This window comes from Streptomyces triticirhizae (assembly GCF_003696235.1).
GTDB classification, from domain to species: domain Bacteria; phylum Actinomycetota; class Actinomycetes; order Streptomycetales; family Streptomycetaceae; genus Streptomyces; species Streptomyces triticirhizae.
This window is the reverse complement of sequence record NZ_RFFJ01000016.1, coordinates 1-24,480: the sequence shown is the minus strand read 5'-3', so window position 1 is coordinate 24,480 and position 24,480 is coordinate 1. Positions and strand designations below refer to the sequence as shown.

Below are 24,480 nucleotides of genomic sequence, written 5' to 3'. Positions count from 1 at the left end.
TCGGGTGGCCGGCCCCGCCCAGGGCGGGCGGGGCCGGGGCGGTCAGGCCGCCTCGGTGTCGGCGGCCGGGGAAACGGTGAGCTTGTACGCGGGGCGCTTGGTCTTGCGCGGGGGGACCAAGCCCCGGGCGGCGTAGTGGACGGCCACGGCCTGGGTGTCCAGGTGGGTGCCGGTGTTGGAGTAGTGGCCGGTGACCCGGCCGCGCTGCCCGGCGCCGAGGACGCGGCGCAACAGGGCCTTGTCCGCGTCGGCCAGCTTGGCCAGCTCCTTGGCCTGGGCGTCGTTCGCCTGGAACCGCTCGGCGACCTCCTCCAGCTCGGCGTCCGTCATGACGGGGGCCGGGGCCTGTTCGGTAGCGGGCTCGGCGGGGGCCAGGTCCAGCTCGGCCACCTGCTGGGTGATGCGCTCCACGGTGGTGGCCAGGACGGTGGCGGCCTTGAACGCGGCGTGTGCGGCGGCACGCTCGGCACGGCGGGCGGCGGTGCGCAGGCGGCGGGCCTCGGCGCGGGCTTCCTTGGCGGCGTCCTTGGCCCGGGTCGCCTTGACGGCCAGGCGGGCGACCAGCCGGTTGGCCTTGGCGGCCTCCTCGGCGAGCAGGACCACCCCGGCGGCCTCGGCGCGGCGAGTGAGCCAGCGGGCGTCCTTGGCGGCCTCCTTGGCGGTGTCGGCGGCACCCTTGGCCTTGGCGGCCAGGCGGGTGGCCTTGGCCTCGGCGCGGTCGGCCAGCTTGACGGCCTGGGCGTGCTCGGCCTCCCTGGCGGCGGCGCGCTCCAGGACGCGGGTAATGGTGGCCTGGCGGCGGGTTACCGTGGTGGTCATCCGGGCTTTCTCCTGTCTCTCAGCGGGTGGCGGTCCGGCACGGCGTCCCGGTCTCGACCACCGGGGCGCCGCTCGCATTTCTGAGTATGTCAACTCAGCGCATGTGCGTCAACATGACGCACACAGGGTCGGGGTGTGCTCCTGCGCCGAGGTGTGCGGCCCTCGACTGGCGGTGGGTGCGGACATGGCGGCGCCCCGCCACCCGGTGCGGGCCGGGGACGGGGCGCGGCACGGTGCGGCGTAGACGCGGGTCAGCCCACGGGGCCGGGGTCGGCGGTCCCCAGGTGACCCAGGGCGGAGTGGCTGGCGCCGAGGGCGCGGCGGGCGTCGGCCAGCAGCCGCGCGGCCTCCTCCAGCTTTTCCGCGGCCTCCTCCGCAGTCTCGTGCGGGTGCTGGCCCTGGTCGTGCCGCAGACGGCCGCCGGAGGACTCCCGGGACACGAACGCGCCCAGCTGCTCCAGGGACTGACCGAGGCTGCCCAGGACGCCGTCCAGGCTGCCCACCGTGTCGTACACGTCGCCGATGTACTCCACGGCGGGGAAGCCGTCGGCGGGGAGCGTGCCGTGCGCCAGGGAATTGGCAGCGTTGCGCATCCCCTGTGCGTACATCGGCGCCGTGGCGGTTCCTCGGACGATGGCGGTCATCGGGTCGTCTCCTCGGTGGTGGGGTCGGCCCATCCGGTGATGGTGCCGAACTGCGCGCCGTGGCTGACGCGGCGGGCCAGCACCCACTGGGTGCCGGCGGAGTCGGTGCAGCGGTCGGCGGCGGGCGTGCCGTCGGTGGCGGGCTCAAACCGTGCGCGGACGCGGACGGTGCGGCCGTCCACGTCGGCGGCGAACACGGCGCCGTCCCGGCCGTCGGCGGTGGTGAGTTGACCGAGCAGCCAGCCACGCCGGTGGAGGTTCACCGGCACGGTGCGGGTGGTGCCGCCCAGCGTCACGGTGATGGTGCGCGGCTCGGGGGTGGCGGCCTGCTCGCACGGGCACGGCTCGGTGTACGGGGCGCCGTCGCCGTAGGCGGGCGGGGTGGCCAGGTGCCACTGGTGCCCCTCGCAGGTGCGCAGGGTGTGGCACGGGCAGGCCGGGCAGTCGTCCGGTGCGGGCCGGACCCACCGGTGGCCGTCCGGGGCCTCCAGGGCGGGGTCCTCTATCCATCGGGTCATCAGGGTGTCCTCCTCGGTCGTCTGGGGTCAGGGGTCCGGCGGCGGTGCGGCGCGCGGGCCGGGCGGCGGGTTGGCGCTACCGGCTGCCCACATGCGGGGCGATGTACGGCCAGAGCTTGTTGGCGATCACCAGGAGCGCGAAGAACGCCACGAACTTGATGACGGCCCCCCAGTTGACCCGCTCGGACGGCGGTGTGACGGGGCGCCAGTCGATGGCGTCGCCTGCGTCCGGTGCTCCGCCGTCGTGGGTGCGGCGGCGGTGCCGGTCGCGGTCGCCCTCGGCCTGGCCGCGGGGTCCCTCGGGCCAGGTGGTGCGGCACTGGTTGCACCGGTAGCGGTGGGGCATGGGGCTGGGTCAGCCTTCCGTTGCGTGACTTTCGGTTACCAGTCGCAGGTGGCGCACCCCTTCCCCCGGCGCGGTGGCCGGTGGAGGTAGGCGGGTAGGTAGGCAGTCGCTACCTGCGGCTACCCGGTCCCCAGGGGTGGGGCCCGGAAGTGGGGGAGGGGTGGGGCCGGGTGCGGCCGTGGGGGACGCCTCGGCCGGGGTGGTTACGTCGGGTGATGGCGCGGGGTGGGAGTCGGCCGGCGCGGGGGCTGCCTCGGCGGGGGCGACGGGCGCCCCGGCGGGGGCCTCGGCCGGGGCATGGGCGGGGGTTTCCAGCAGGTCCCCGAGGGGGTGGCCCAGGGCCTCCTCCAGCTGCCTGCGGCTGATGCCCTGCCGGTTGTACGCCTTGCCGTCGTTGCCTTTGATCTTCACGCCGTCGGCCACGGGGATGCCGTGCGCCTCCAGGGCCTGGCGCAGACCGGAGGTGTCCAGCTCCCGCAGGATGCCGAAGGCGTGGGCGCGGGCCAGCAGTTCGTCCAGGTGGACGCCGTTGCGGTCGCCGATCACTGCGGCCACCCAGGCCAGCGTGGCCGCCCGTACCTTCTCGGGGGAGGAGCGCGGCGCCTCCTCGGCGGGGTCGTCGTCTCCTTCCTGGTCCTGCTCCCCCGACACTTCATGATCGTTTTGGGGTGTGTCCGGGCCGGACGGGTGCGGCCGGGCGGGGGCGTAGAGCCAGGCCGCCACTCCCCAGGCGGTGACTCCGACCGGGCCGACGACGAACGGCCACATGCCCCCAAGCGTCTTGACCACCAGGGCGCCGACGGCCACGCCGATCAGGCGCCCGCCGACAGCGCCCCAGTCGCTGCCCTCCTCCGCCGCCTCGGCCTCCTTGGCGCGCTGCGCCTTGGACTTCCGCTTGCCGGCGGCCTCTGGCGCGGGCTCGGCCTGCTCCTGGGCCTTTGCCGCAGCAGCAGCGGCCTGGAGGGCCTGGGCGGGGGTGAGCCATACGCCGGTCCACACCCAGCCGACACCGCGCCGGACCAGGACCACGGACCCCGCCAGCAGCCGCAGCAGCGGGCCGCCGGTGCCCTGAAAGACGGCTCCCACCTGCGCCCACGTGCCCCCGCCCCTACCGCAGGCGGCGGGGGCGGGGGCGGCCTCCAGAGCCTCCTCCTGGGGGGTGTCGTGCACGGTCATCACACGATCCCCACCGCGTGTGCACCGGCCATGATCAGGTACTTGGGGATGCCCCAGATTCCGCCGGCCGCCGCCCAGATCGTGGCCATGAAGATGCCCATGAACGCGGCTTTCCAGGGGGCCAGCTTGCGCAGAGCAACCCAGATGCCGCACAGGAGCGCGACACCGCCGAGGCCCGCCGAGCCGAAACCGCCGTCGGTGATGACCTGGGCCAGGGACATGGACACCTGCTCAGGCGCGGACCAGAACGCCCCGGCGGCGGCGTACAGGGTTCCGGCACAGAACGCGGTCCATAGGGCCTGATCGCTGGTGAGGCGGTGGCGCAGCGCAGTGCGGGCGCCGCCGCCTCCCTCACCCTTGCCGCCGCCTCCGGCCTTGGGCTGGCGGATACCAGCGACCAGGGCGGCGGTCAGGGCCAGCGCGATGCCTCCGGCGCCGACGGTGCCCAGGATCTTGCCGCCGATGGTGGGCGGCGCGACCGGGGCGGCGGGGGCTGCCAGCAGAATCTCCATGATCATGTCGTTGGTCCTCACAGCGCGGCGGGGGCGTACAGGCACAGGCCGATGGCGGCGGACACCAGGGGGACGGCGCCGACCCAGCCCAGGAGCGGAGCGAACAGGCGGAACGGGTGGTCGATGGCGTCGGCGGTCAGGTTGTCCAGCCGTTGGCCGAGGCGACGCGCCCAGGCGGCGGGGAGCAGGCACACGCCGACGCAGGCGGCGCCCACGCCGATGGCCAGGCCGATGCTGTCGGCCTCCCCGAGATCGGTGATCCATGCGCGCTGCCACTGGGGCCAGCCCAGATACCAGCCGAGGGAGGCCGAGGCGCCGAGCCACAGGACGTGCCGGCCGCCGTACCGCCACACGCTGCGGGCGGTCTCCGCCGCTTGGTCCGTGCGGGTGGCCAGTTGCTGGCCGTCCCACTTGCGCCACTGCTCACCGGTGCGCCAGTCGGCGACGGGCGCGGGCTCATACCGGCCCCAGTCGCCCCCGTCCCCCTCTGCCTCCTCGGCGTCGGCTCCCTCGGCCTCCTCCGTGCCTTCGGGTGCCTCCTCGGTCTTGACCGGGACGGTGGGCGACTCGGCGGGCTGCTTGACTCCGAACACGTCGCCGGTGCTGGGGTCGTCGTAGAGGGCATCCCACCAGTGCCCGGCCTGCGGGTCGGCCGGGGGCTGTGGGGCGGTCGGCTGCGGTGCGCTGGTGCGCCACCAGTCGATACCGGTCACAGGACGGCCCCCAGGGTCAACAGGCGCGCCTGGGTGGCCAGTTCGTCCGGGCCAGGGGTGGCGGTGTGCTGCTCGGCGGCGGCGCGCTCGGCGTCCTCGGTCGGCTGCCAGCCGTCGGGGAGTTGCGGCAGGACGTGGGGCAGCAGGACCAGGGTGGTACCGGTGGAGGTGGTGCGCGACGCCCGGCGGCCCCAACGGCGGTGGAATATCGGCGCGTTGTGGCCCGTGTGGGTTCTGGGCGGGTGAATGGCGGTCATAGTGGCTGTGCCTCCATGAGGTGGCCGTGCGGGGCTGGGCGCTTGGTTGGTCGCCTGGACCCTGGCCCCGCACGTGCGTTCGGATTCTGGCAGGCGCCGGGTGTCCGGCGCCGTCGTTTATCGGTCGTTGCCCTGGCCGCGTTCTCCCTGGTCAGGGACGGTTTCCCGGGGCCGCTCGGCGCGGGTGCGCTGGGCGTGGGCCAACATCGGGGCGCCCCACTGGGTGCCGATGCCCAACGCCTTGCGCATCCGGTTGGCGCTCGGCGCCACGCCGTCCCGCTCCCACTGCTCCAGGTGCGCGATGGCCTCCGGAGTGCGGGTCAGGATGTGCGCGGGGATCGGCTTCGCGGGGGTGTCGGTGGACTCCTCGGGCGGGTTCACCGTGTCGTCCTCGGCGCCGTCGGCGGCGGAGGTCTCCGTGTCGTCGGCGGGGTTCACCGGCCGGGCCTCCGCGGGGGCGGTCAGGCCAGACGGGAAGAAGCCCGATGAACTTGCCGACATGTCGGCACCGGCGCGGCCTGCGGCCTCCTCGGCCGCCCGGTCGTGTCGCTCATCCACCGGGGCCTGGGCGGTGCCCTCGGAGGCGTCGGCGGGTGCTTCACCGGCGCCCACCGGCAGGGTCACTCGGGTGCCCTGGCGGGCCACGCGCAGCGCGGCGGTGGTGTGTCGGGTGAAGGCCAGGCCGTCGTCCGCCTCGGCCTCCAGCTCGGCCTCCTCGTCGGCCTCCAGTGCCTTGGCGGGGCCGGGGGTTCCGGGGGCCTGCTGGGGCTCCTCGGCAGCCTCGGGCGGCCCGGGGGCGGTGGCCTGTTCCACGCGCTCCGACTGCCGGGCGTCGGTGATGGGGGTCACGTCGGCGAACAGGACCGCCGGGTCCTGGCGGGGGATCTGCTGCCGGAACGCGGCGGGCAGCTGGCCGCGCACCCGGCCGGCGGCCTCCCGCATGGTGCGGGCGGTGTGCTCGGCCAGCGCCTCCTCACCGGCGGTCGGCTCGGTGTCGGCGGCGGGGGTGAACAGGTGCATGGGCACGGCCGGTTCCTCGGCGACCAGGTGGGCAGTCGCTCCGCGCAGGCCGATGTGTTCGGTCAGGGACAGTGCGCGGCCGGGCCGGTTGAACGTGCCGCGCTTGGCCGCACCGATCAGGGCGCGCTCCGCGCGGACGCGGGAGACCCAGCCGAGGACCCACCGGCGGCGACGGGCGCGGACGATGTGGGAGGCGATGACGCCCAGGCGGCGGGCGCGGGCCAGCTCGGCCAGGTCGGCCTCCTCCGGGTCAGCCAGCCGCAGGGCCACCGCGACGCGGCGGAGGTTGACGCGCCAGTGGACGGCGGCCCGTTCCTGGCCGTGATGGGCGCGCCGCTCGGGGGCCAGGCCCCGCTCCCACATCCATGCGGCTGCGATCGGGGCGCCGATCTTCACCAGGGCGCCGGTCAGGGTCTGGGCCTGGGTCAGGGCGACGGTGGAGGAGAACGCGACCAGCACCCACAGGGCCGCGCCGTCCACGCCCACGCTGCCGGTGGTGCGGACGTTCGCGCGGGCACGCCATGCCGACGCCAGCACGGCTACCTCCAGGAACCCCAGCACCACCACGGCGGTGGGAGTGTGGAGGGCCTTGGGCAGGCCGGACTCCGCCACCACGTCGGTGACGACCGGCCACATGCCGACCAGCGACAGGGCCGAGGCGACGGAGGCCGCGAAGTAGGTAGCGACTCCGGCGCGGCGGTGGTCGTCGGCGGCGCGGGCCTCGGTGGCGGCCTCGGGGTTGTCGGTGGCCAGCTTGGCCAGGCGGGCGCGGCGGCGGATGCCGGAGCGCACAGCCAGGGCGATGGCGACCGCCCCGCCGCCGAGGAGGGCCAGGGCGGCCACGGCGGCGGTCACCAGGACCACCGTCGGGTCCGCGCGGCCGATCAGGTCGGGGATGTTCACGTGGTGCTCCTGTTCGTGCCCAGCAGGGCGGCCAGCCGGTCGGCGGCGTGGGCGGCCTCGGTACGGACGGCGCGGGCGCGGGCCACGGAGACCCGGGCGGAGGCGCGCAGCTCGGCCGGGGTCGGTGGGGCGGGGGCAGGCTTGCGGGTGTGGGCGCTCATCAGCCGCGCCCCCGACTGCCCCGGTACCAGCGGGTGGTGGAGCGGGCGGAGCGGTCGGCGAACGCTTCACCGCCGCCGCTGGCCGCGTCGCTCGCTACGGACCGCTTGGCGTTGCGCCGCCGAGTGGCGGACCGTTCGGCCTCCCTGCGGGTCGCGCGGTCGCTGACCGACTCCCGGCCCTGGTACGTGGTGGTGGCCATCTGCCGGTCGTTGCCGATCAGTCCCCACAGGGCCATCAGGCACCCCCGGCGGTGCGGGCCAGCGCCACGACGGCGTCCAACTCGGCGCAGTCGGCGCAAGTGACCGCGCGCCGGTCGGTGGTGAGGCGGTGTCCGTCGGGCAGCCGGGCGGCCAGCAGGTTGCACACCGTCAGCGGCGCACCCTGGGACGGGTTCAGGTCGTGCGGGTCGGCCAGGTGGACGGTGTCGGTGGCGGTGATCACTTGGCCACCTCCGTGTCCTTGGCGGCCTGGGCGCGGGCGCGGATGATCTCGCGGCGCTCGGCCTGTCGCAGGCCGCCGAACACGCCGTTCACGTCGGACAGGTCGGTGGCCGCGTTCAGGTCGTCGCGCAGGCAGCGGCGCCGGATCGGGCAGACGGCGCACACGGCGAGTGCGTACCGCTCGGGGGCGGTGGGGCGCTCGCCCAGGTCGGACGGCTTGGGGAAGAACGCGCGCAGGTCCAGGCCGGTGCACGCGGGCTGCGGGCTGCCGGTCGCGTCCATGGGCCGGGCCTGGAGCGGGACGGGGGTGTAACGGCGGTGGCGTCGGCCGTTGTTGCCGACTGCGGCCGGGGCCGCACTGGGTGCCGGCCGGGTACCTTTGGTCACGGTCGGGTCCTCCTAGTCGCGTAGGTGGATCTCGGTAAGGCCCCCGTTCGGTGTGAGCGCACCGGCGGGGGCCGCTTGTGTTTCTGCTGCTCCCTGGGGACTTGCTTACCTGAGTTGCGGTCTCAGAGTCTAGACATTCGTGTCGCATGTCAAGTGGGATGGGAGTTCGCCGTGTCCAGGCATTCACGCCCTGACACCCGAGTCCGGACACTCGGGTGCCAACATGTGCCCATGCCAGAACCGCGCCGATGGAAGAACCGCACCCCCGAGGAACAGGCCGCCGCCGACTCGGCAGCCGCCGATATCCGCAGGCTGCGCAGCGCCCTGGACGACGCGGAGGAACTGGTGCGCACCCGGCGCAAGGAACTGGCACAGGGCATCTCTCGACACGTCCAGGCCGGGGCCGTCACCCAGGCCGAGGCGGCCCGCACCGCCGGATACGACACCCGGACCGTCCAGCGACTGGTCCGGGACGCCGGGGTGCCGTACGTCCACCCGGCCAAGGTGCGGGAGCAGCAGACCACCGAGGAGTGACCCCGCCACGCTGCCGTGACGCCCGCACAACACCGGGCGTCACGCCCACCCGCCCCCGTTGCACCGACACAACAACGCCCCGGCGGGGCCGCCGCGTACGCCCGACCGCCGGTCATTCCGCGTCCTTGGCTGCGCGGCGGCGTTGGATGCGCTGCCGGATGATCTCCCGGCGCTCGGCCTCCCGCAGGCCGCCGAACACGCCGTTCACGTCGGACACGTCGCTGGCGGCTTCCAGATCGAAGATCAGGCAGCTGGTCCGGATAGGGCAGGTGGCGCACACGACCAGTGCGTACCGCTCAGCGTGGGTCGGCCGGTCGCTCGGGGCCGATGCCGTGGTGAAGAAGGCGCGCGGGTCCAGGCCGGTACAAGCGGCCTGCGGCCTGCCGATGGCGTCCACGGGTCGGGCCTGGAGTGGAAGGGGAATGTACCGATAGCGGCGGCCGTCGTCGTCGGTACGAGCGCCCCGGCGGGGGCCTGGGAGCGTCCGGCCCGGCAGTTGCTCCACGGCGGCGGTCACGGGGCGCTCACCCGCACCGAGCAGCTGGAGCGGATGGGGCACCCGTTGCACAGCCGGGCGGCCTCCAGGGCGGCGGTGTACCAGGCCGTGCGGGCTTCGGTGGGCGCGTTGCCCGCTGGCCGGTCGTAGGTGGCGCGGTCGAAGAGGGCCGACTTTCCGTCGCAGGCCACGCGCACCTGGTCCGTGGTCGGCACGGTGAGCGCGGCCGTCAGCGACTTGGCCGCACGGGCCTGGTTGCGGCCGTAGGCTCGGCCGCCGTTGGACTGGCCCCGACGGGCCACGCTGGGGCTCACCGTGTGCTCCTGTACGGCCGGGTGTGGACGGTGTGCCGGGGCGGATCTTCGGTGCTGGCGCTGACCCAGCCGAGGGCTTGGAGGTTGCCGAGTGCGGCGCGGGCCTCGGCGCTGGCGGCACCCTGCTCCTGCTCTGGGTGGAGGGCGCGCAGGAACACCGCCAGTTCCTCCTCGGTGGCCGCCCGGCCGGCGGCCTCCCTGGCGGCGAGCAGCGCATAGGCGCGCACGTGAGCGGCGGGCACATTGCCCAGCAGGGCAGTGGGGATCGGCACGCACGGGCTGTCGTGGGCCTGGCGTCTTGGCCGTCCGAGGGAGTCCATGGCGACGACCACGCAGAACACGGCGTCGCCCAGGCCCTGCTCAATGATCAGTTGCGCCGGAACACTCACGTACGACGGCGCACCCGGGGGCGGCGTGCCTCGGCGCGGCGGCGCGGGCCGGGGGACCTGGTCCACTGGCCGGGTGGCGGTCGGCTGCTGGTCCACGGTGTTGTCCTCCACCTCGGGGGTCATGCGGTCCTCCTCGGGGTGCTGCGCAGCGCGGCCCGCATCTCCCGGTGCGCGGGGCTGCCCGGCCGGTCCGGGTACTGGGCCGGGACGACGGCGGCGCGACGGCGGGCGCGGGCGGCGGTGCGCTGGTCGTACAGCCACTGGGCGGCGCGGTCGGCGGCATCGGCCCCGGCCTCCTCGGCTGCCTGCCGCCGGTCGGCGGGGCTGGCGTTCCAGGCGCTCGTCCACGCGATGCGGCGGGCGTGGTCGGCCTCGGCGCGGGCCTCGGTACCGTCGGCGAGCAGGGCCAGGGCACGGCGCCGGGTGTCGTCGGCATGATTGACGGCGGTCAGCCGGGCGAGAGTGCCGAAGATTTCCGGGAGGGCGTCCTGCTGCTCCGCGTCGGCCAGGGCCTGGTCCACGACGGCCAGCAGCTCGGCGCGGGCCGTCTCGGCAAGCAGCTCGGCCTCCTGCGGGTCGGCGGTGGTGGCGGCCATGGCGTCGGCGGCGCGGTCGGCAGCGTCCTGGACGGCGCGGAGGTCGGTGCACGGCCCGCAGGTCCGGCCGTTCGGGGTGACGGTGCCGCAGCTGGTGCACGGTCCGGCCACCGGCAGCAGCGCCTCCACAGCCAGGGCGGGCCGCTGGGCGGGGAGGACCGGACGCTGGGCCAGGGCGTGGGCCTGCTGCTTCATGACGTGCCGGTGCGTGCGGCGGTCGGTCTCCCGGCGGCGCTCCTCGGGCGTGGCCAGCGGCTGCTCGGCCTTGACTTGGGCGCCGATGGCGGCGCGCAGCGCGCGGCGGTCCTCGGCGCGGGCCTGGTCGGCGCGGCAGCCGTGGCAGGGCGCATCGGAGGCCAGCCAGCCGTCCACGCAGCCGGGCGTCCCGCAGGCGTCCAGCGGGCGCAGGCCGCGCCGCAGCAGCCAGGCGTACGGGTCCCGGATCGTGGCGCGGTCGGCGGCGTACCGGTCGGCCACGGCCAGCTGGACGGCGTCCACCGAGGCGGCGGCCAGCAGCTGGCGCACGGCCCTGGTGACCGTGACGCGGCGGCCCTCGGTCGTCAGCTGCGCCCACAGCGGCCGGACTACGTCCAGCACCTGGTCCACGTCGGCGCCCTGGCCGGACCGAACCTTGCGGAACTGGGCAGGAAGGATCTTGGTCTGTTCCGCGCGGAGCGCGTCGGCCTCGGCCGAGGCGGCGGCCTGCGCGGTGGCCTCGGCCCCGGCGGTCCCCTCGCGCACCTGCGCGCTACCGCCGACGGCGCCCAGCCCACCACCGCCTCCGGCGGGAACAACAACAAGATCAGCAGCACCAAACCCTGAGAGATCAACCACCGGAGCGTGTACTGCGTGGAGGTCTGCCATTCCTGGGTGGCCCGGAATCTCGGGCCTGTCGGCCTCCTCCACGTCCGTGACCTGCGGCGCAGCGTCGACCTCGGGACCGCTTCCACTGTCTGCCGTTCCTGGGTGGCCCGGAATTCCGGGGTCCTGGTCCGTCACGGCCCGCAGGTGACGGCGGCCGGCGCGCGGGTCGGCGGCGGCCGGGAACCGTACGACGGTGCGCCCGGACATGCCGGTGTCGGCGGCCTCCTCGGTCCTGGTGAGCACCCCGGCTGCCGTCAGCTCGGCCAGGACACGGGCACCGCCGGACGGCGCGCGGTCGATCATCCGGGCCACGGTGACGGCCGCGCGGCCGTGCTTCCCGTCCAGCCGCCCGCCGCACAGGCGCAGCCGCCCGTCCCGCCGGGTATCCAGGTAGATACGCAGCAGGGCCAGGCGGAGCGTCGGCGCACCCTTGCCCCGATGGCGGGCGAGCAGTCCGGGCGGGGTCGCTGCCCGGTCGGCGGGGGTCCAGCCGGGGCCGAACAGGGCCTCACAGGAGCGCAGCAGGGTGGCCAGCTCGGCGCGGCCGAGGACGGCCAGCGGGTGGCGGGGACTGCCGTCGGGTACGGCGACGCGGCACAGTAGGCCGTCCACCTCCCCCTCCACGTTCCGTCTCTCCCAGGTCTCCACGGCCCCGGCACGGCGCAGCTCGGCCAGCGCCTTGTCCACCGTGCTGGCGCTCACGCCCAGCCAGGCGGCCAGCTCGGGCACGGTCGTACTGGTGACCCGGCCGCGCTGCCGGTTGGCCTTGGCCAGCACCACCACCAGGACGACCAGCGCGGCATGGCCGCAGTCGCGGGCCGGTCCGGTCTCCGTCAGCCACGCGACGGCCGCCCGGAGTACGCGCTGCATGTGGCGGCCGAGACGAGGCAGGCGCCCGGTGTCCGGCTGCTCAGCGGCAGCGGCGTACGCCAGGCGCGGCCGGGTCACCCGACCGGGCGTCTCGGCGTGTCGCGGCGTGCCATCCGAATTCCCCTGAGTTCCCAGGGTTTCCCAGGGAACCCCGGGCGCGCGGGGCGCCGGAATACGACCGCCCGACTTGGCGGCCGTTTCGCGCTGTGCCATTCTTGGGCCTCACTGAGTGCCCCTTGCGGGGCCTTGGTTCGGGCCTCGGCCTCCTCGACTCCTCCGCCCTAAAGGGGGGATGGGGGGCGGGAGAGAGTCAGGGTCCGAGGGTCACCGGACCCGCTAGCACCTGGGTTGTCCAGACCGGTGGGGTGCTGCGGGAGCTGACCTTTTGGAAGGGCCGGAGAAACCGGGGTCGTGACCCCCGGGCGCTCCGGCCCTTCGGCGTTCGCGCTAAGTCACGTCCACCCCCGAGGCCAGGGGGTGGACGGCGTCAGATCAGCCGCACCCGGGCATGACGAAACCCCGCCCAGCAGCACCGCAATGCGGGGCCGGACGGGGAAACAACCCGTAAACGAATGAGTGGGAACCCCCGGGAAGTCCCAGGAAAACGGGACCCCCCGAGGGGTACGGCCCGAGGGCCTGACCTGCTTATTAGGCGAGGTCAGACCCCCGGCGTGAGACGAGTCGGCCTGTACGCCGGGTCCTGTTCCCGGGGCGCCCTGGGGCGCTCCGGGTGGCGGTCATCCATCTAGGAGTGATGTCGCCATCACCCTCAAGCGGTCTACCCGTGAACTCGGGCGGGCAGCCCTCAGGCGTTCACGCGGGGTCGTCCGAGGACGGCCCCTTCTTGACCTTGCTCCGGGTGGGGTTTACCGAGCCGCCCAGGTCACCCTGGGCGCTGGTGGTCTCTTACACCACCGTTTCACCCTTACCGGGTCCCGCTCGCGCGGTCCCGGCGGTCTGTTTTCTGTGGCACTGTCCCGTGGGTCACCCCAGGTAGGCGTTACCTACCACCCTGCCCTGTGGAGCCCGGACGTTCCTCGGCGGGCCCTCCGAAGAGTGCCCGACGCGACCGCCCGGCCGGCTCGTCCGCCGTGTGGACAACCCTACCTCGGGCCGAACGGCGCCCCCGCCACCGCGTACCCTGCGGGGCATGTTGGTGCTGCTGCCGCCCTCGGAGGGCAAGGCCGGGGCCTCGCGGGGCCGTCCGCTGGCGTGGGAGTCGCTGTCGCTGCCGGCGTTGACCGAGGCCAGGGCGCGGGTGCTGGACGAGTTGGTCGAGCTGTGTTCGGGCGATCCGAGCAAGGCCCGCGAGGTGCTGGGCCTGAGCGAGGGCCAGTCGGACGAGGTGGCGCGGAACGCCCGGCTGGTGACCGCGCCCACGGCCCCGGCCGGGGCGGTGTACACCGGGGTGCTCTATGACGCGCTGGGCCTGGCCTCGCTGAGCCCGGCCGCGAAACGGCGGGCGGGGAAGGCGCTGTTGGTCTTCTCCGGCCTGTGGGGCGCGCTGCGGATCGGCGACCGGATTCCCGCCTACCGCTGCTCGGGCGGCGTGAAGCTGCCCGGCCTGGGCCCGCTGGCCGGGCACTGGCGGGGCCCGTTGGGCGAGGTGCTGCCCGAAGTGGCGGGCGGCGGCCCGGTGTTGGACCTGCGATCGGCGGCCTACGCGGCGCTGTGGCACCCCACGGGCGAGCTGGCCGAACGCACGCTGACCGTTCGGGTGCTCCAGGAGCGGATGGTGAACGGGACGCCGAAGCGGTCGGTGGTGAGCCACTTCAACAAGGCGACCAAGGGCCGCCTGGTGCGGGACCTGCTGGAGGCCGGCCCGTTGCCGCGTCGCGCGGGCCTGGTGGCCGGTGCGCTGCGGGAGTTGGGCTACCGGGTGGAGGAGGACCCGGCGGCCCCGGGCCGGCTGGACGTGGTGGTCACCGAGGTGTGACGCCCAGGTGCGCGGTGTCGTTGAAGCGACGCACCGTGGCCTTGCCGTCCGGGTAGTAGCCGATCTCGCTGAGCGCGGCCGGGGACAGCTCCATGCGGAACATCGCCGCCGGCGGCGCTTCCAGGGCGAGCCGCAGCAGCGTCTTGACCGGGGTGACATGGGTCACGGTCAGGACGGTGCGGCCCGGGTAGTGGGCGAGGGTCCTGTCGCGGGCGACGGCGACCCGGCGGGCGACGGCGGCGAAGCTCTCGCCGCCGCCGGTGGGCTGGGCGTCGGCCGAGCTGAGCCAGGCCCGCAGCTCGTCGGGGTGGCGCTGCCTGACCTCCTCGAACGTCAGCCCCTCCCAGGCGCCGAAGTCCGTCTCGCGCAGCCCCTCCTCGATCCGGACGTCGAGCCCGAGGCGCTCGGCGACGGTCTCGGCGGTCTGCCGGCAGCGGCGCAGCGGCGAGCTGACGACGGCGCCGATGCCGACGCCGGCGAGCGCGGCGGCGGCCGAGGCCGCCTGGGCGTGGCCGACCTCGGTCAGCGCCGGGTCGGGCCCGCCGCTGCCGGAGAAGCGCTTCTCGGCGGTGAACGGGGTCTCGCCGTGGCGCAGCAGCAGCAGGGTGGTCGGGGTGCCGGTGGCCGGTCCCCAACCCCGGGCGGTGGCGGCCGCGTTGGGCTCGTGGCTGGGCGGTTCGGCGGTGGCCTCGGCGGGGGCGGCCTCGGCGACCAGCGGTTCGGCGAACGGTCCGGCGGCGGGCGGTTCGGTGGCCGGGCCCGGTGGGCCTGGCTGCCACTCCTCGCCGCGCCTGCCGGCGTCCATCGCCTCGTTCGCGAGCCGGTCGGCGTGCTTGTTGCGCTCGCGGGGAATCCACTCGAAGCGCACCGCGCCCGGCGGGTAGATCTTCTGGGCCTCCAGGGCCAGCGGCTTCATGTCGGGGTGCTTGATCTTCCAGCGGCCCGACATCTGCTCGACGACCAGCTTGGAGTCCATCCGCACCCGCACCGCCGCGTCGGGGGCCAGCGCGTGGGCGGCGCGCAGCCCGGCGATCAGGCCCCGGTACTCGGCGACGTTGTTGGTCGCCCGCCCGATGTAGGCGGCCGTCTCGGCGAGCACCTGGCCGCTCGCGGCGTCCCTGACCACGGCGCCGTAGCCGGCGGGGCCCGGGTTCCCCCGGGAGCCGCCGTCGGCCTCGACCACCAACTGCCGTGTCATCGACGGATCACAGCCCCGAATCCGGGGTGCGGACCAGGATGCGGCGGCAGTTCTCGCAGCGGACCACGGCGTCGGGCGCCGCGGCGCGCACCTCGTTCAGCTCGGTGATGTTCAACTCCAGCCGGCAGCCCTCGCAGCGCCGCTGGTAGAGCCGGGCGGCGCCGACGCCGCCCTGCTGCTCGCGGAGCTTCTCGTAGAGCTTCAGCAGGTCGGCGGGGACGTCCTCGACGGCCGTGGAACGTTCGGCGCGCACGGTGGCGACCTCGGCGTCGATCTCGGCGAGCGCGGCGTCCCTGCGGGCGGTGACCTCGGCGGCCACGTTCTGGAGGCCCTCCAGCGCGTGGGACAGCTCCTTGGCGCGGGCCTGGGCGTTCTCGTGGCGCTCCATGATCTCCAGGACGACGGTCTCCAGGTCGTCCTGCCGCTTGGCGAGGGAGACGATCTCGCTCTGGAGTGACTCCAGGTCCTTCGGGTTGGTGACCTGTCCCGAGTCCAGGCGCTGTTGGTCGCGGGCGGCGCGCTGGCGGACCTGGTCGACGTCCTGTTCGGCCTTGGCCTGCTCGCGCGCGGTGTCGCCCTCCTCGGTCTGGGCGGCCACCAGCAGGTCGCGCTGCTGGACGATCTGGCTCTCGACGGTGCGGATCTCCTCGTGCTCGGGGAGGTTCTCGCGGCGGTGGGCGAGCTGGGTCAGCCGGAGGTCCAGGGCCTGGACGTCCAGCAGACGGAGCTGGTCGGCGGGCGCGGCGTTCAGTTCGGGGCTCCTGAGGTGGACGAAGGGAGTTGGACGGTCCAGGGGTCCGTCACCAGGCGCGAGACCTCGGTGCGCAGGCCCCAGCCGTGCCGCTCGGAGGCGGCGTCGAGTTGGGCCGCCGCCTGCTGGCACCAGGGCCACTCGGTGGCCCAGTGCGCGGCGTCGAGCAGCGCGAGCGGGGAGTGCTCGGTGGCCTCGGAGGCCGGGTGGTGGCGCAGGTCGGCGGTGAGGAACGCGTCCACGCCGGCGGCGCGGACCTCGGCGAAGAGGCTGTCGCCCGAGCCGCCGCAGACGGCGAGGGTGCGGACGGGCCGGTCGAGGTCGCCGGCGACGCGGATGCCGTGCGCGGTGCGCGGCAGCCGGGCGGCGGCCCGTTCGGCGAGGGCGCCGAGGGTCAACGGGGCGTCCAGTTCGACGATTCGGCCCAGGCCGCGCCGCCCTGCGGGGTCGTCGGGCGCGGGGACCAGGGGCCCGACCACGCGCAGGCCGAGGGCGCCGGCGAGGGCGTCGGAGACGCCGGGGTCGGCGCGGTCGGCGTTGGTGTGCGCGACATGCAGGGCGATGCCGTGGCGGATCAGGGTGTGCACCACGCGGCCCTTGAAGGTGTCGGCGGCGACCGTGGTGGTGCCGCGCAGATAGAGGGGGTGGTGCGTGACGAGCAGTTGCGCGCCCATGGCGACCGCCTCCTCGGCGACCTCGCGCACGGGGTCGACGGCGAAGAGCACCCGGGTGACCTCGGCCTCGGGGTCGCCGCAGACCAGCCCCACGGCGTCCCACTGCTCGGCCCAGGCGCGGGGCCATAGGCTGTCGAGCGTGGTGATCACATCGGAGAGTACGGGCACGGGCCCAGGCTACCTGGCTCGCGGCCTCGGGAAACCGCCTCACCGAGGTTGGCCTGAGGGCCGGGGAGGCCGGTCCGACGGCGGCCGGGCGCGGGGCGGTTGGGCGTCCATGACAACGCCGGCGGCGGCCGGGCCGGAGCCCCGGCCCCGGGGCCTGGACGAGCCGGGCGACGTCAACCGGAGTGGACGGAGGACCCCCGTGAGAGTGAGAACGGAAGGCCCTGGTGGGGCGGGTGCCGGGGCGTTTTCTCCGCGCCGCGCGCGGCAAGTGGCCCGGCGCGCACGCCGATCGGGCCTACCGTCGGAGGTTGCCACGGCAGCGGCGGCCCCGCCTCGGGCACGGCGGGCGGGGGGCGCGGTGCCATGGGTCGGACCACCCCTGACGGAGGTGACAGGCGGATGAAGGGCGAAGCCCACCAAGCCGCGCCGTTGGCCAACGGGCCGCAGACCAACGGGCCGCACAGCAACGCGCCGCAGACCAACGCGTCGTCGGCCGAGGCGACCGGGCCGTCGGGCGCCGCGCCCGCGCCGTTGAGCATCGCGGCCGACGGCTCCTACGCGGCGCGGCTGGTCGCGCGGGGCCGGGGCGGCGGCTGGTGCCCGGAACGCTGGACGCTGGAGGGCCCCGAGCCCTACGCGGTGCTGCTGCCGGGCGACCAACCCGAGGAGCCGGACAGCCCGTTGGTGCCGCTGGCGGACGGGCGGGTCCTCATCGGCCGCCGCACGGACGGGCGTTACCACTTCTCGCTGCTCTACCCCTCGGGCCCGGACACCGGCGAGTTGGCGCTGGGCGCCGTGGAGTGCGAGCGGCTCACGCTGTTGCCGCCGGCGCCCGACGGGGCGCGCGTCTACGCGCTCGCGCCGCAGGCGGGCGAGGGCGGCGGAACGGCGCTCTGGCTGGTGTGCGGGGGCGCGTTCGGTCCCGAGTTGGTGACGGTGGTCGCGGGGACGTGCTCGGGCGGCGCCTGGCTGGACGGCACGGGGCGGCTGCTGGCGCTCAACCGCACCGACGCCTCGGGGCGCACCCGCGCGGTGACGGTGGACGTGGAACACGGCGGCGAGCCAACGGAGTTGCTGCGGATCGCCGAGGACAGCGACGACCGGCTGCTGCTGGCCGACTATGACAGCGGGCTGCTGGTGGTGCGCTCGGACGCGCCGGGCAGCGAGCGGATCGGCTGGGGGGTGCTGGGCAGCCACCGCCCGGTGCGCTTTCCGGAGAGCCTGCACCAGCCGGGGGTGCGGATGGCGCCGTTCGCGGTGCGGCCGGGGCAGGTGCTGATGCCGGAACACTGCGGCGTCGCGCTGCGGTTGACCACCGTTGAGGCGGACTGGGTGGCGGTGTGGCGGCCGCAGCAGCGGGAGTTGGTCCATCTGCCGGCGCCGGCCGGCTGGTTGGCCGGCACCGGGCGGTTCACCGTGGACGGCGACCTGCTGCTGCCGTGCGTCACCCCACAGGCGCCCTGCGGGGTGGCCCGGGTGCCGGTGCCGGATCGGCAGCCGGGCGCGGCCGCGCCGGCCGCGCCGAGGGAGGAGCCCCGGGAGGCGCCGGCGGAGTCGGAGGCCGACCCGCTGCACGAGCCGGCGCGCGGCAACGAGTCGCACGCGCCGGCCACCCCGACCGACGCGCCCCCCTGGGCGCCGGCGCACGAGCCGGCGGCGCACGAGCCGGCGGACGCCACGGCCGAAGCGCCCCCGGGTGACGCCGGGAACACGGGTGGGAACGGGTATGGCAACGAGGCCGACGCCGAGTTGCCGCCGCCGAGGATCGAGGCGACGGGCCCGGCCGCCCCGCCCCGCGACGCCGCCGAGCCGACCGGGGTCACCCGCCCCGTTCCGCTCCAGCAGGCGCCCTTGGCCCGCACCCGCTGAACTCCCCGCGTTCCGGGCGCCGTTGACGCCCGTCCGGACCCCGTTCGCGGGTCGGGCGGGCGGATAGGGCAGCATGTGGGGAGTTCGGGCATCGGCACCACAGGGGGAAGAGCGTGGCCGAGGACGTCGGAAACGGCGGCGGCGCGGTCGCGCCGGCGCCGGAGGTGCTCGCCGCCTTCGAGGCGGCCAGGGGCTTCATGCCCCGGGACGAGGGCTTGGCGCTGTACGCCGCCGCCGTCGAGGCGGCCGGCCTCGACCTGCCGCTGCTGGAGATCGGCAGCTACTGCGGCCGTTCCACCCTGCTGTTGGCCGACGCGGCCCGCGCCGCCGGCACGGTCTGCGTCACCGTGGACCACCACCGGGGCAGCGAGGAGCAGCAGCCGGGGCAGGAGTACGCCGACCCGGAGCTGGCCGACCCCGACCGGCCGGGCCGGATGGACACCCTGCCGTTCCTGCGCGGGACGCTGGCCTCGGCCGGTCTCGAGGAGCACGTCGTCGCCGTGGTCGGCGCCTCGCCCGTGGTGGCGCGGGCGCTCGGTGGGAACGGCGGCGGCCGGTTCGGGCTGGTCTTCGTGGACGGCGGCCACACCGAGGAGCACGCCCAGGCGGACTACGCGAGTTGGGCGCCCTCGCTGGCGCCCGGCGGGCTGCTGGCGATCCACGATGTCTTCCCCGACCCGGCGGACGGCGGCCAGGCCCCCTATCGTGTCTGGACGCGTGCCCTGGCCAGCGGCGCCTTCGTCGAGGTCGCCCAGCAACGGTCACTGCGCGTCCTCAGACGGGTGGCCCTCGGTCACTGACCCCGGAGCCGTCCGGGGCTTCGCACGGGGGCCGCGAGGTCACAACAGCATCACAAGCGTGTCGCCTGGGAAACAGGAAACCCCTCCCGGACACCCGGGTCGCGGTTCATCCGTACGATGGGCTCGCCCGGCCCGACCGACCATCGACGACGAGTAACGACAAAGGATCTGACGTGAACAACCGCTCGCTCTCCCGAGGCGACGCTGGAGTGATCGGAGCAGCGGTCCTGCTCTTCATCTCCTCGTTCCTCGAAGCCCGCTCGGCTGGTCCGGAGGACTGGACCGGCTGGGCGTCTGAATGGTTCCCGATCCTGCCCTCGGTCTTCCTGGCCGGTGTCATCGGCGGCGGGCTCATCGTGGGGTCGCGCTTCGTGCCGCAGCCCGACCGCGAGTTCCTCGGGCTCAAGCTCAACCAGTGGGGCATCGCCCTGTCGGTGACCTCGGCCTGGGCCGGCTTCTGGTCGCTGGTGGGCGGGTTCGACGGCATGGACGCCGGCGTGGGCCTGATCCTCGGCTTCATCTCGGCGCTGGCGCTGGCGTTCTTCGCCGGGGCCACCCCGATGATTCCCGCGCTCCAGGCGCCGCTGACCAGCTCCTCCCCGGCGCAGCCCGGCGCGGCGGGCGCGCCCTACGGGGGCGTCCAGCAGCAGGGCTACGGCTACCCCGGCGGTCAGCAGCAGCCCGGCGGCTACGGCCAGCCCGGCGGCGTGGGGACCCCGCCGCCCGGTGGCGCCGACCCGAACTTCCAGCCGTTCTGGTTCGCCGTGCCGGCCGCCCGGCCGCTGTACGGCGAGGACGGCTCGCCGACCCCGGTCGCCGAACTGGCGCCCGGCACCTGGTACCTGGCGGTCGAGCAGCGCGGTCAGACGCTGGTCGCGCAGACCCAGGACGGGCGGCGCGGCGTGCTCCAGGACACCTCGGGCATCCAGCGCGGCTGAGCCTCACCACGGCTCGCACCCCGCTCAACGGCGGCGGCCCCACCGGGAGTTCCCTCACGGGACTCCGGTGGGGCCGCCGCCTTCTCGCTCGCTTGTCCGGTTCCGTCACGCTGGCCGCTTGACATCTCTCTCAGGAATCGGTGGCCAGGCAGCGGCAGTCGGGGTCCAGGCCGGCGGGCAGGTCGTGGCCGCCGAAGACGGCGGTGGTCGCCGGGTCGCCGGTGAGCGCGGCGACGGCCAGCAGCACCGAGCCGGCCGTCCAGGTGGTGTGCTCGACCGGCCAGAACGCGTCGTCCGCGTAGACATAGCCGGTCCAGTACCGCCCGTCCGGCGTGCGCAGCCGGCCGAGGGCGCGCAGTACCTCAACCGCGCGCTCCTCCTGGCCCACCGCCCAGAGCGCCAGGGCGAGTTCGGCGCTCTCGCCGCCGGTGACCCACTGGTTCTCCCGCACGCAGCGCACCCCGAGGCCCGGCACCACGAACTCGTCCCAGCGCGCCGCGAGCCGCAGGGCGGCGGCCTCGCCGCGCACGGCGCCGGCCAGCACCGGGTAGTACCAGTCCATCGAGTAGCGGGACTTGTCCAGGAACAGCTCCTCGTGGTGGGCCACCGCGTGCCCGAGCCGGCCGGTCGCCACCTCCCAGTCGGGCTGGGCATCGCCGGCCCGTTCGGCCAGCGCCAGCGCGCAGCGCAGCGCCTGGTAGCCGGAGGCGGAGCCGGTCAGCAGCGCGTCGGGCACCGGGCGGCCCGCGGCGTCGCGCCGCCAGCCGAGCTGGCCGCCCTCCCGTTGCAGGTCGAGGACGAACGCGACGGCCGCCCGCACCACGGGCCACATCCGGCGGCGGAACGCCTCGTCCCCGGTGGTCAGATAGTGGTGGAGCACGCCGACGGCGGGATAGGCACAGAAGTTGCTCTCCCGACCCAGGTCGGTGGGGCGGCGGGGGTCGCCGGCCGCGTAGGCGGCGTACCAGGAGCCGTCGGGGTTCTGGTGCTTGGCGAGCCAGTCGTAGGCGGCGGCGGCGCGGTCGTGTTCGCCGGCGGTGTCCAGTGCCATGGCGGCCTCGACATGGTCCCAGGGGTCGAGGTGGTGGCCGTCGAACCACGGTATGGCGCCGTCGGGACGCTGCTGCCTGGCTATCCAGGCGGCGGTCGCGCCGGCCTCCTCGGCGGTCAACACCCCGGGCAGCGCCAGCGGCCCGGGGCGCTCAGGACTCGCCACGGGCCGAACCGTTCGCGGACGGACGGGAGTTGGCGGCCGACGAACGGGCGTCGGCGGCCGGAGCGGTGCGCGCGCCGGAGTGCGCGTCGGCGTGCGCCTCGGCGTGCGGGGTCTGGCGCGCGCCGGCGTGCGGCTTGGTGGCGTGCGATCCGGCGTGCGGCTTGGTGGCGTAGGCGACGAAGCTCTTGCCGAGGACCGGGTCGAGCAGCCGCTCGGCGACCCGGGTGGTCAGCGGCTTCTTCATCAGGTCCCAGACCAGCAGCTTGTGGTAGGCGCGCACGGGGAGCGCCCGTTCGTTGTCCACGCCCACCGCGCACTTGAGCCACCAGTAGGGGGCGTGCAGGGCGTGCGCGTGGTGGGTGCCGTAGGGGCGCAGGCCCGCCTCGCGGAGGCGGGCGAGGAGCTGGTCGGCGCGGTAGATCCTGATGTGTCCGCCCTCGACCTGGTGGTAGGCGTCGCTCAACGCCCAGCAGACCCGCTCGGGCCCGTAGCGCGGCACGGTCACCGCGATCCGGCCGCCGGGGCGCAGCACCCGGACCGCCTCGGCCAACAGGCCCTTGTCGTCCGGGATGTGCTCCATCACCTCGGAGACGATCAGCGCGTCGAAGCTGTCGTCGGGGAACGGCAGCGCCAGCGCGTCGCCCTCAACGGCGACGGCCGCCGCGCCGGCCGGCGCCTCGCCGGCCTCCCGCATGGCGGCCAGCCAGCCTGCCGTCTGGCGCACCTCCTCGCCGTCGCGGTCCAGCGCGACCACGCGGGCGCCGCGTCGGTAACACTCGAAGGCGTGCCGCCCCGCGCCGCAGCCCAGGTCCAGGACGCGGTCTCCGGGGGCGAGCGGGAAGCGGGTGAAGTCCACGGTCAGCACGTGGTCGGCCCTTTCGTCGTTGCTGTGGTGGCCGTTCGGGGTCGGCGGGCGGTTCGGCGGGGTGGTTCGGCGGTGGGGCGACGGCCGGTGCGCCGTTCAGCGGGGCCGGGGTGGGGCGCCGGCCCCGTTCCGGCGCTGGGCGGCGATGACGGCCCGGTAGTGCTCGGCGGTGGCACGCGCGGTGTGCTGCCAGGTGAACCGGGCCAGCACCCGTTCCAACGCGGCGGCGGCCAGCCGTTCGCGAAGCGCCGCGTCGTCCAGCAGCCGGCCCAGGGCCGCGGCCAGCGCGCCCGCGTCGCCCGGCGGCACCGCGAGGCAGGTCTCGCCGTCGGGCCCGGTGACCTCGGGAATGGCGCCGCCGGTGGTGGCGACGAGCGGGGTGCCGGCGGCCATCGCCTCGGCGGCCGGGAGACAGAAGCCCTCGTAGAGGGAGGGGACGCAGGCGAGTTGGGCGCCGCGCACCAGGTCGGCCAGCTCGGCGTCGCTGACGCCCTTGACGAACTCGACCGCGCCGCCAAGCCCGAAGCGTTCCAGCGCCTCGCGCACCGGACCCGAGGTGGGGCGGTTGCCGACGACCACCAGGTGGGTGTCGGGGCGTTCGGTGCGCAGCTTGGCGAGGGCCTCGACGAGGTGGACCAGGCCCTTGAGCGGGGCGTCGGCGCTGGAGGTGGTGACGATCCGGCCGGGCACCCTGGGCACGCTCGGGTCGGGGTGGAAGACCCGGGTGTCCGCGCCGATCGGCACCACGGAGACCCGCTCCGGCGCCACCTGGAAGTCCTCGACGATCTCCCGGCGGGATGAACCGGAGACGGTGAGCACGCTGGGCAGCCGGCGGGCGACCCGGCGTTGCATCCTGGTGAAGCCGTACCAGCGGCGCACCGCGAGGCGGCGGCGACGGCTCGGCGCGGCCGCCAGCTCCAGGCGGCGGTCCACGGTGATCGGGTGGTGGATGGTGGTGACCAGCGGCAGGCCGATCCGGCCGGTGCCCAACAGGCCGTAGCCCAGGGTCTGGTTGTCGTGCACCACGTCGAACTCGGCCCGGCGGGCGGCCAGTTCGCGCCGGGCGCGGAGGGAGAACGTCAACGGCTCGGGGAAGCCGCCGGTCCACATCGTGGCGACCTCCAGCAGGTCGATCCAGTCCCGGTACTCCTCGCGGCGCGGGGTGCGGAACGGATCGGGCTGCCGGTAGAGGTCGAGGCTCGGGAGCCTGCGCAGGGTGACGCCGGCGTCGAGTTCGGGGTAGGGCTGGGCGCCGATCACCTCGACCTGGTGGCCCAACGCGGCCAGCTCGCGGGAGAGGTGGCGGACATAGACGCCCTGGCCTCCGCAGTACGGGTTCCCCTTGTAGCTGAGCAGTGCGATTCTCAGCGGGCGCTCCGCCCGGGCCTCCGCCGCCACACACGCTCCCTGGGGTCTGCCGCTTGCCTACTCGCGGGTACAGAAGACTACTCGCCCGTCGACGGGGGGAATTGCGGCGGGTCGGCCGATTATCACTCGCTGCCGGAGCCGGGCACCAGGCTGCCCGGTGGCGGGAACCGGGCGGCGGAGACGGGGTCGGGGGCGGTCGGCAGTGGTCAGGGGTGGTCGGGGGCGGTCCGGGGGTGTCAGGAACGGTCGGGGGTGGTCTTAGTGATAGCCGGCGGGCCGGTCGGGCGAGTGCCGGTGGAGAGGTGGGAGTGGGTGCCGGTTCCGGGGTGGTCCGAGCGGCAGGTGGGCGCGGGTGCCGGGGCCGTTAGAGTGAGGCCGATCAGTTCACTCACGCGTGGGGGAAGCCGGTGCGAATCCGGCGCTGACCCGCAACCGTGATCGCGGGCGCCCGGCCGGGCGCCCGCGTGAGCCGGAACGCCCGCCGTGATGGGCACTGGCCACGGTCGCCGCCCCGGCGACCGGCACCGTCGAGGAGTACGGCGTCGCGCCCGGTGCCGCTGAGCGCTGTGCGCGCTTCGGCGGTCAACGCGCCGACGGCCGCCACAGCGAAAGGCTTGCGCGTGTTCATCCCCCGTCGTCCGCTCAGGGGCGCGCCACTGGGCGCGGCCGCCGACCTCGCCACGGCGCGTGCGACGGCGCGCGCTTCGGGCACGCGCCGCCCGGCGCCCGCGCTGACC

At 75.1% G+C, this 24,480-nt stretch carries 28 protein-coding genes, 1 other RNA gene and 1 riboswitch; of the genes, 5 read left to right on the top strand and 24 right to left on the bottom strand.

Annotated features, from left to right (window positions below; translation table 11 throughout):
• Window positions 1-42: 42 nt before the first annotated feature.
• The 13 genes from EBN88_RS05335 to EBN88_RS05280 form a co-directional block, all read right to left on the bottom strand.
• Window positions 43-819 (bottom strand): hypothetical protein, encoded by a 777-nt coding sequence (locus EBN88_RS05335; RefSeq protein ID WP_122182631.1) that lies wholly within the window; start codon window positions 817-819, stop codon window positions 43-45.
• A gap of 251 nt (window positions 820-1,070) precedes the next feature.
• Window positions 1,071-1,463 (bottom strand): hypothetical protein, encoded by a 393-nt coding sequence (locus EBN88_RS05330; RefSeq protein WP_122182630.1) that lies wholly within the window; start codon window positions 1,461-1,463, stop codon window positions 1,071-1,073.
• Window positions 1,460-1,981, bottom strand: a complete 522-nt coding sequence (locus EBN88_RS05325; protein ID WP_122182629.1) for a hypothetical protein — start codon at window positions 1,979-1,981, stop codon at window positions 1,460-1,462. The genes EBN88_RS05330 and EBN88_RS05325 overlap by 4 nt, the downstream gene beginning before the upstream one ends.
• Window positions 1,982-2,057: 76 nt before the next feature.
• On the bottom strand, window positions 2,058-2,327 hold the full coding sequence (locus EBN88_RS05320) for a hypothetical protein (protein WP_122182628.1): 270 nt from the start codon (window positions 2,325-2,327) through the stop codon (window positions 2,058-2,060).
• Between the two features lie 9 nt (window positions 2,328-2,336).
• A complete protein-coding gene (locus tag EBN88_RS05315) occupies window positions 2,337-3,503 on the bottom strand; it encodes a hypothetical protein (protein WP_122182627.1) in 1,167 nt (388 codons plus the stop codon).
• Complete coding sequence (locus tag EBN88_RS05310) at window positions 3,503-4,021, bottom strand: hypothetical protein (RefSeq protein WP_233580473.1); 519 nt, start codon at window positions 4,019-4,021, stop codon at window positions 3,503-3,505. Before EBN88_RS05310 ends, EBN88_RS05315 begins: the two co-directional genes overlap by 1 nt.
• 11 nt (window positions 4,022-4,032) lie before the next feature.
• Window positions 4,033-4,728, bottom strand: a complete 696-nt coding sequence (locus EBN88_RS05305) for a hypothetical protein (protein WP_122182626.1) — start codon at window positions 4,726-4,728, stop codon at window positions 4,033-4,035.
• Window positions 4,725-4,985 carry a hypothetical protein gene (locus tag EBN88_RS05300; protein ID WP_122182625.1) on the bottom strand — a complete coding sequence of 87 codons (261 nt, stop codon included), beginning with the start codon at window positions 4,983-4,985 and terminating at the stop codon, window positions 4,725-4,727. Before EBN88_RS05300 ends, EBN88_RS05305 begins: the two co-directional genes overlap by 4 nt.
• Before the next feature lie 117 nt (window positions 4,986-5,102).
• A complete protein-coding gene (locus EBN88_RS05295) occupies window positions 5,103-6,908 on the bottom strand; it encodes a hypothetical protein (protein ID WP_122182624.1) in 1,806 nt (601 codons plus the stop codon).
• Window positions 6,905-7,069, bottom strand: a complete 165-nt coding sequence (locus tag EBN88_RS30425; RefSeq protein ID WP_158621324.1) for a hypothetical protein — start codon at window positions 7,067-7,069, stop codon at window positions 6,905-6,907. Before EBN88_RS30425 ends, EBN88_RS05295 begins: the two co-directional genes overlap by 4 nt.
• On the bottom strand, window positions 7,069-7,305 hold the full coding sequence (locus EBN88_RS05290) for a hypothetical protein (RefSeq protein ID WP_122182623.1): 237 nt from the start codon (window positions 7,303-7,305) through the stop codon (window positions 7,069-7,071). Before EBN88_RS05290 ends, EBN88_RS30425 begins: the two co-directional genes overlap by 1 nt.
• Entirely contained in the window at window positions 7,305-7,511 is a 207-nt protein-coding gene (locus tag EBN88_RS05285; RefSeq protein WP_122182622.1) for a hypothetical protein, read from the bottom strand. Before EBN88_RS05285 ends, EBN88_RS05290 begins: the two co-directional genes overlap by 1 nt.
• The gene (locus tag EBN88_RS05280) at window positions 7,508-7,897 is read right to left on the bottom strand and encodes a WhiB family transcriptional regulator (RefSeq protein WP_199742262.1); all 390 of its coding nucleotides are present in this window, start codon (window positions 7,895-7,897) and stop codon (window positions 7,508-7,510) included. Before EBN88_RS05280 ends, EBN88_RS05285 begins: the two co-directional genes overlap by 4 nt.
• 231 nt (window positions 7,898-8,128) lie before the next feature.
• Here EBN88_RS05280 and EBN88_RS05275 point away from each other — a divergent pair, with 231 nt between their 5' ends.
• Entirely contained in the window at window positions 8,129-8,431 is a 303-nt protein-coding gene (locus tag EBN88_RS05275; protein ID WP_122182620.1) for a hypothetical protein, read from the top strand.
• Window positions 8,432-8,543: 112 nt separating this feature from the next.
• Here the strand turns inward: EBN88_RS05275 and EBN88_RS31115 are convergent, their stop codons facing one another.
• From EBN88_RS31115 to rnpB, 5 genes are all read right to left on the bottom strand, one after another.
• Window positions 8,544-8,828 (bottom strand): WhiB family transcriptional regulator, encoded by a 285-nt coding sequence (locus EBN88_RS31115; protein WP_199742261.1) that lies wholly within the window; start codon window positions 8,826-8,828, stop codon window positions 8,544-8,546.
• A gap of 116 nt (window positions 8,829-8,944) precedes the next feature.
• Entirely contained in the window at window positions 8,945-9,241 is a 297-nt protein-coding gene (locus EBN88_RS31110; protein ID WP_199742260.1) for a hypothetical protein, read from the bottom strand.
• Complete coding sequence (locus EBN88_RS31105) at window positions 9,238-9,753, bottom strand: hypothetical protein (RefSeq protein ID WP_199742259.1); 516 nt, start codon at window positions 9,751-9,753, stop codon at window positions 9,238-9,240. Before EBN88_RS31105 ends, EBN88_RS31110 begins: the two co-directional genes overlap by 4 nt.
• Complete coding sequence (locus tag EBN88_RS05265; protein ID WP_122182618.1) at window positions 9,750-11,960, bottom strand: hypothetical protein; 2,211 nt, start codon at window positions 11,958-11,960, stop codon at window positions 9,750-9,752. Before EBN88_RS05265 ends, EBN88_RS31105 begins: the two co-directional genes overlap by 4 nt.
• 673 nt (window positions 11,961-12,633) lie before the next feature.
• An RNA gene (rnpB, locus tag EBN88_RS05260) (RNase P RNA component class A) lies at window positions 12,634-13,045 on the bottom strand.
• A 65-nt stretch (window positions 13,046-13,110) separates the two neighbouring features.
• Between rnpB and yaaA the strand changes: the two genes are divergently transcribed.
• Window positions 13,111-13,896 carry a peroxide stress protein YaaA gene (gene yaaA, locus EBN88_RS05255; protein WP_122182617.1) on the top strand — a complete coding sequence of 262 codons (786 nt, stop codon included), beginning with the start codon at window positions 13,111-13,113 and terminating at the stop codon, window positions 13,894-13,896.
• Here the strand turns inward: yaaA and EBN88_RS05250 are convergent.
• From EBN88_RS05250 to EBN88_RS05240, 3 genes are read right to left on the bottom strand one after another with little or no spacing between them, the layout of a single operon-like run.
• On the bottom strand, window positions 13,883-15,094 hold the full coding sequence (locus EBN88_RS05250; protein ID WP_122182616.1) for a bifunctional RNase H/acid phosphatase: 1,212 nt from the start codon (window positions 15,092-15,094) through the stop codon (window positions 13,883-13,885). The two genes, yaaA and EBN88_RS05250, sit on opposite strands and share 14 nt — an antisense overlap.
• Window positions 15,095-15,101: 7 nt before the next feature.
• Window positions 15,102-15,845 carry a zinc ribbon domain-containing protein gene (locus EBN88_RS05245; RefSeq protein ID WP_199742264.1) on the bottom strand — a complete coding sequence of 248 codons (744 nt, stop codon included), beginning with the start codon at window positions 15,843-15,845 and terminating at the stop codon, window positions 15,102-15,104.
• A complete protein-coding gene (locus EBN88_RS05240; protein WP_122182615.1) occupies window positions 15,842-16,687 on the bottom strand; it encodes a Nif3-like dinuclear metal center hexameric protein in 846 nt (281 codons plus the stop codon). Before EBN88_RS05240 ends, EBN88_RS05245 begins: the two co-directional genes overlap by 4 nt.
• Before the next feature lie 399 nt (window positions 16,688-17,086).
• Here EBN88_RS05240 and EBN88_RS05235 point away from each other — a divergent pair, with 399 nt between their 5' ends.
• The 3 genes from EBN88_RS05235 to EBN88_RS05225 all read left to right on the top strand — a co-directional run bounded on the left by EBN88_RS05235 (window position 17,087) and on the right by EBN88_RS05225 (window position 20,294).
• Window positions 17,087-18,556 (top strand): hypothetical protein, encoded by a 1,470-nt coding sequence (locus EBN88_RS05235; protein WP_325052724.1) that lies wholly within the window; start codon window positions 17,087-17,089, stop codon window positions 18,554-18,556.
• A gap of 197 nt (window positions 18,557-18,753) precedes the next feature.
• Window positions 18,754-19,356 (top strand): class I SAM-dependent methyltransferase, encoded by a 603-nt coding sequence (locus EBN88_RS05230; protein ID WP_122182665.1) that lies wholly within the window; start codon window positions 18,754-18,756, stop codon window positions 19,354-19,356.
• A 173-nt stretch (window positions 19,357-19,529) separates the two neighbouring features.
• Window positions 19,530-20,294: a DUF5336 domain-containing protein gene (locus EBN88_RS05225; protein ID WP_122182614.1), complete on the top strand. Its 765-nt coding sequence runs from the start codon at window positions 19,530-19,532 to the stop codon at window positions 20,292-20,294.
• 130 nt (window positions 20,295-20,424) lie between these two features.
• Here the strand turns inward: EBN88_RS05225 and EBN88_RS05220 are convergent, their stop codons facing one another.
• The 3 genes from EBN88_RS05220 to EBN88_RS05210 all read right to left on the bottom strand — a co-directional run bounded on the left by EBN88_RS05220 (window position 20,425) and on the right by EBN88_RS05210 (window position 23,773).
• On the bottom strand, window positions 20,425-21,510 hold the full coding sequence (locus tag EBN88_RS05220; protein WP_122182613.1) for a prenyltransferase/squalene oxidase repeat-containing protein: 1,086 nt from the start codon (window positions 21,508-21,510) through the stop codon (window positions 20,425-20,427).
• Window positions 21,497-22,375 carry a class I SAM-dependent methyltransferase gene (locus EBN88_RS05215; RefSeq protein ID WP_122182612.1) on the bottom strand — a complete coding sequence of 293 codons (879 nt, stop codon included), beginning with the start codon at window positions 22,373-22,375 and terminating at the stop codon, window positions 21,497-21,499. The genes EBN88_RS05220 and EBN88_RS05215 overlap by 14 nt, the downstream gene beginning before the upstream one ends.
• 96 nt (window positions 22,376-22,471) lie before the next feature.
• Window positions 22,472-23,773: a glycosyltransferase family 4 protein gene (locus EBN88_RS05210; RefSeq protein ID WP_122182611.1), complete on the bottom strand. Its 1,302-nt coding sequence runs from the start codon at window positions 23,771-23,773 to the stop codon at window positions 22,472-22,474.
• 335 nt (window positions 23,774-24,108) lie between these two features.
• A riboswitch (cobalamin riboswitch) is annotated at window positions 24,109-24,243 on the top strand.
• The last annotated feature ends 237 nt before the right edge of the window (window positions 24,244-24,480 follow it).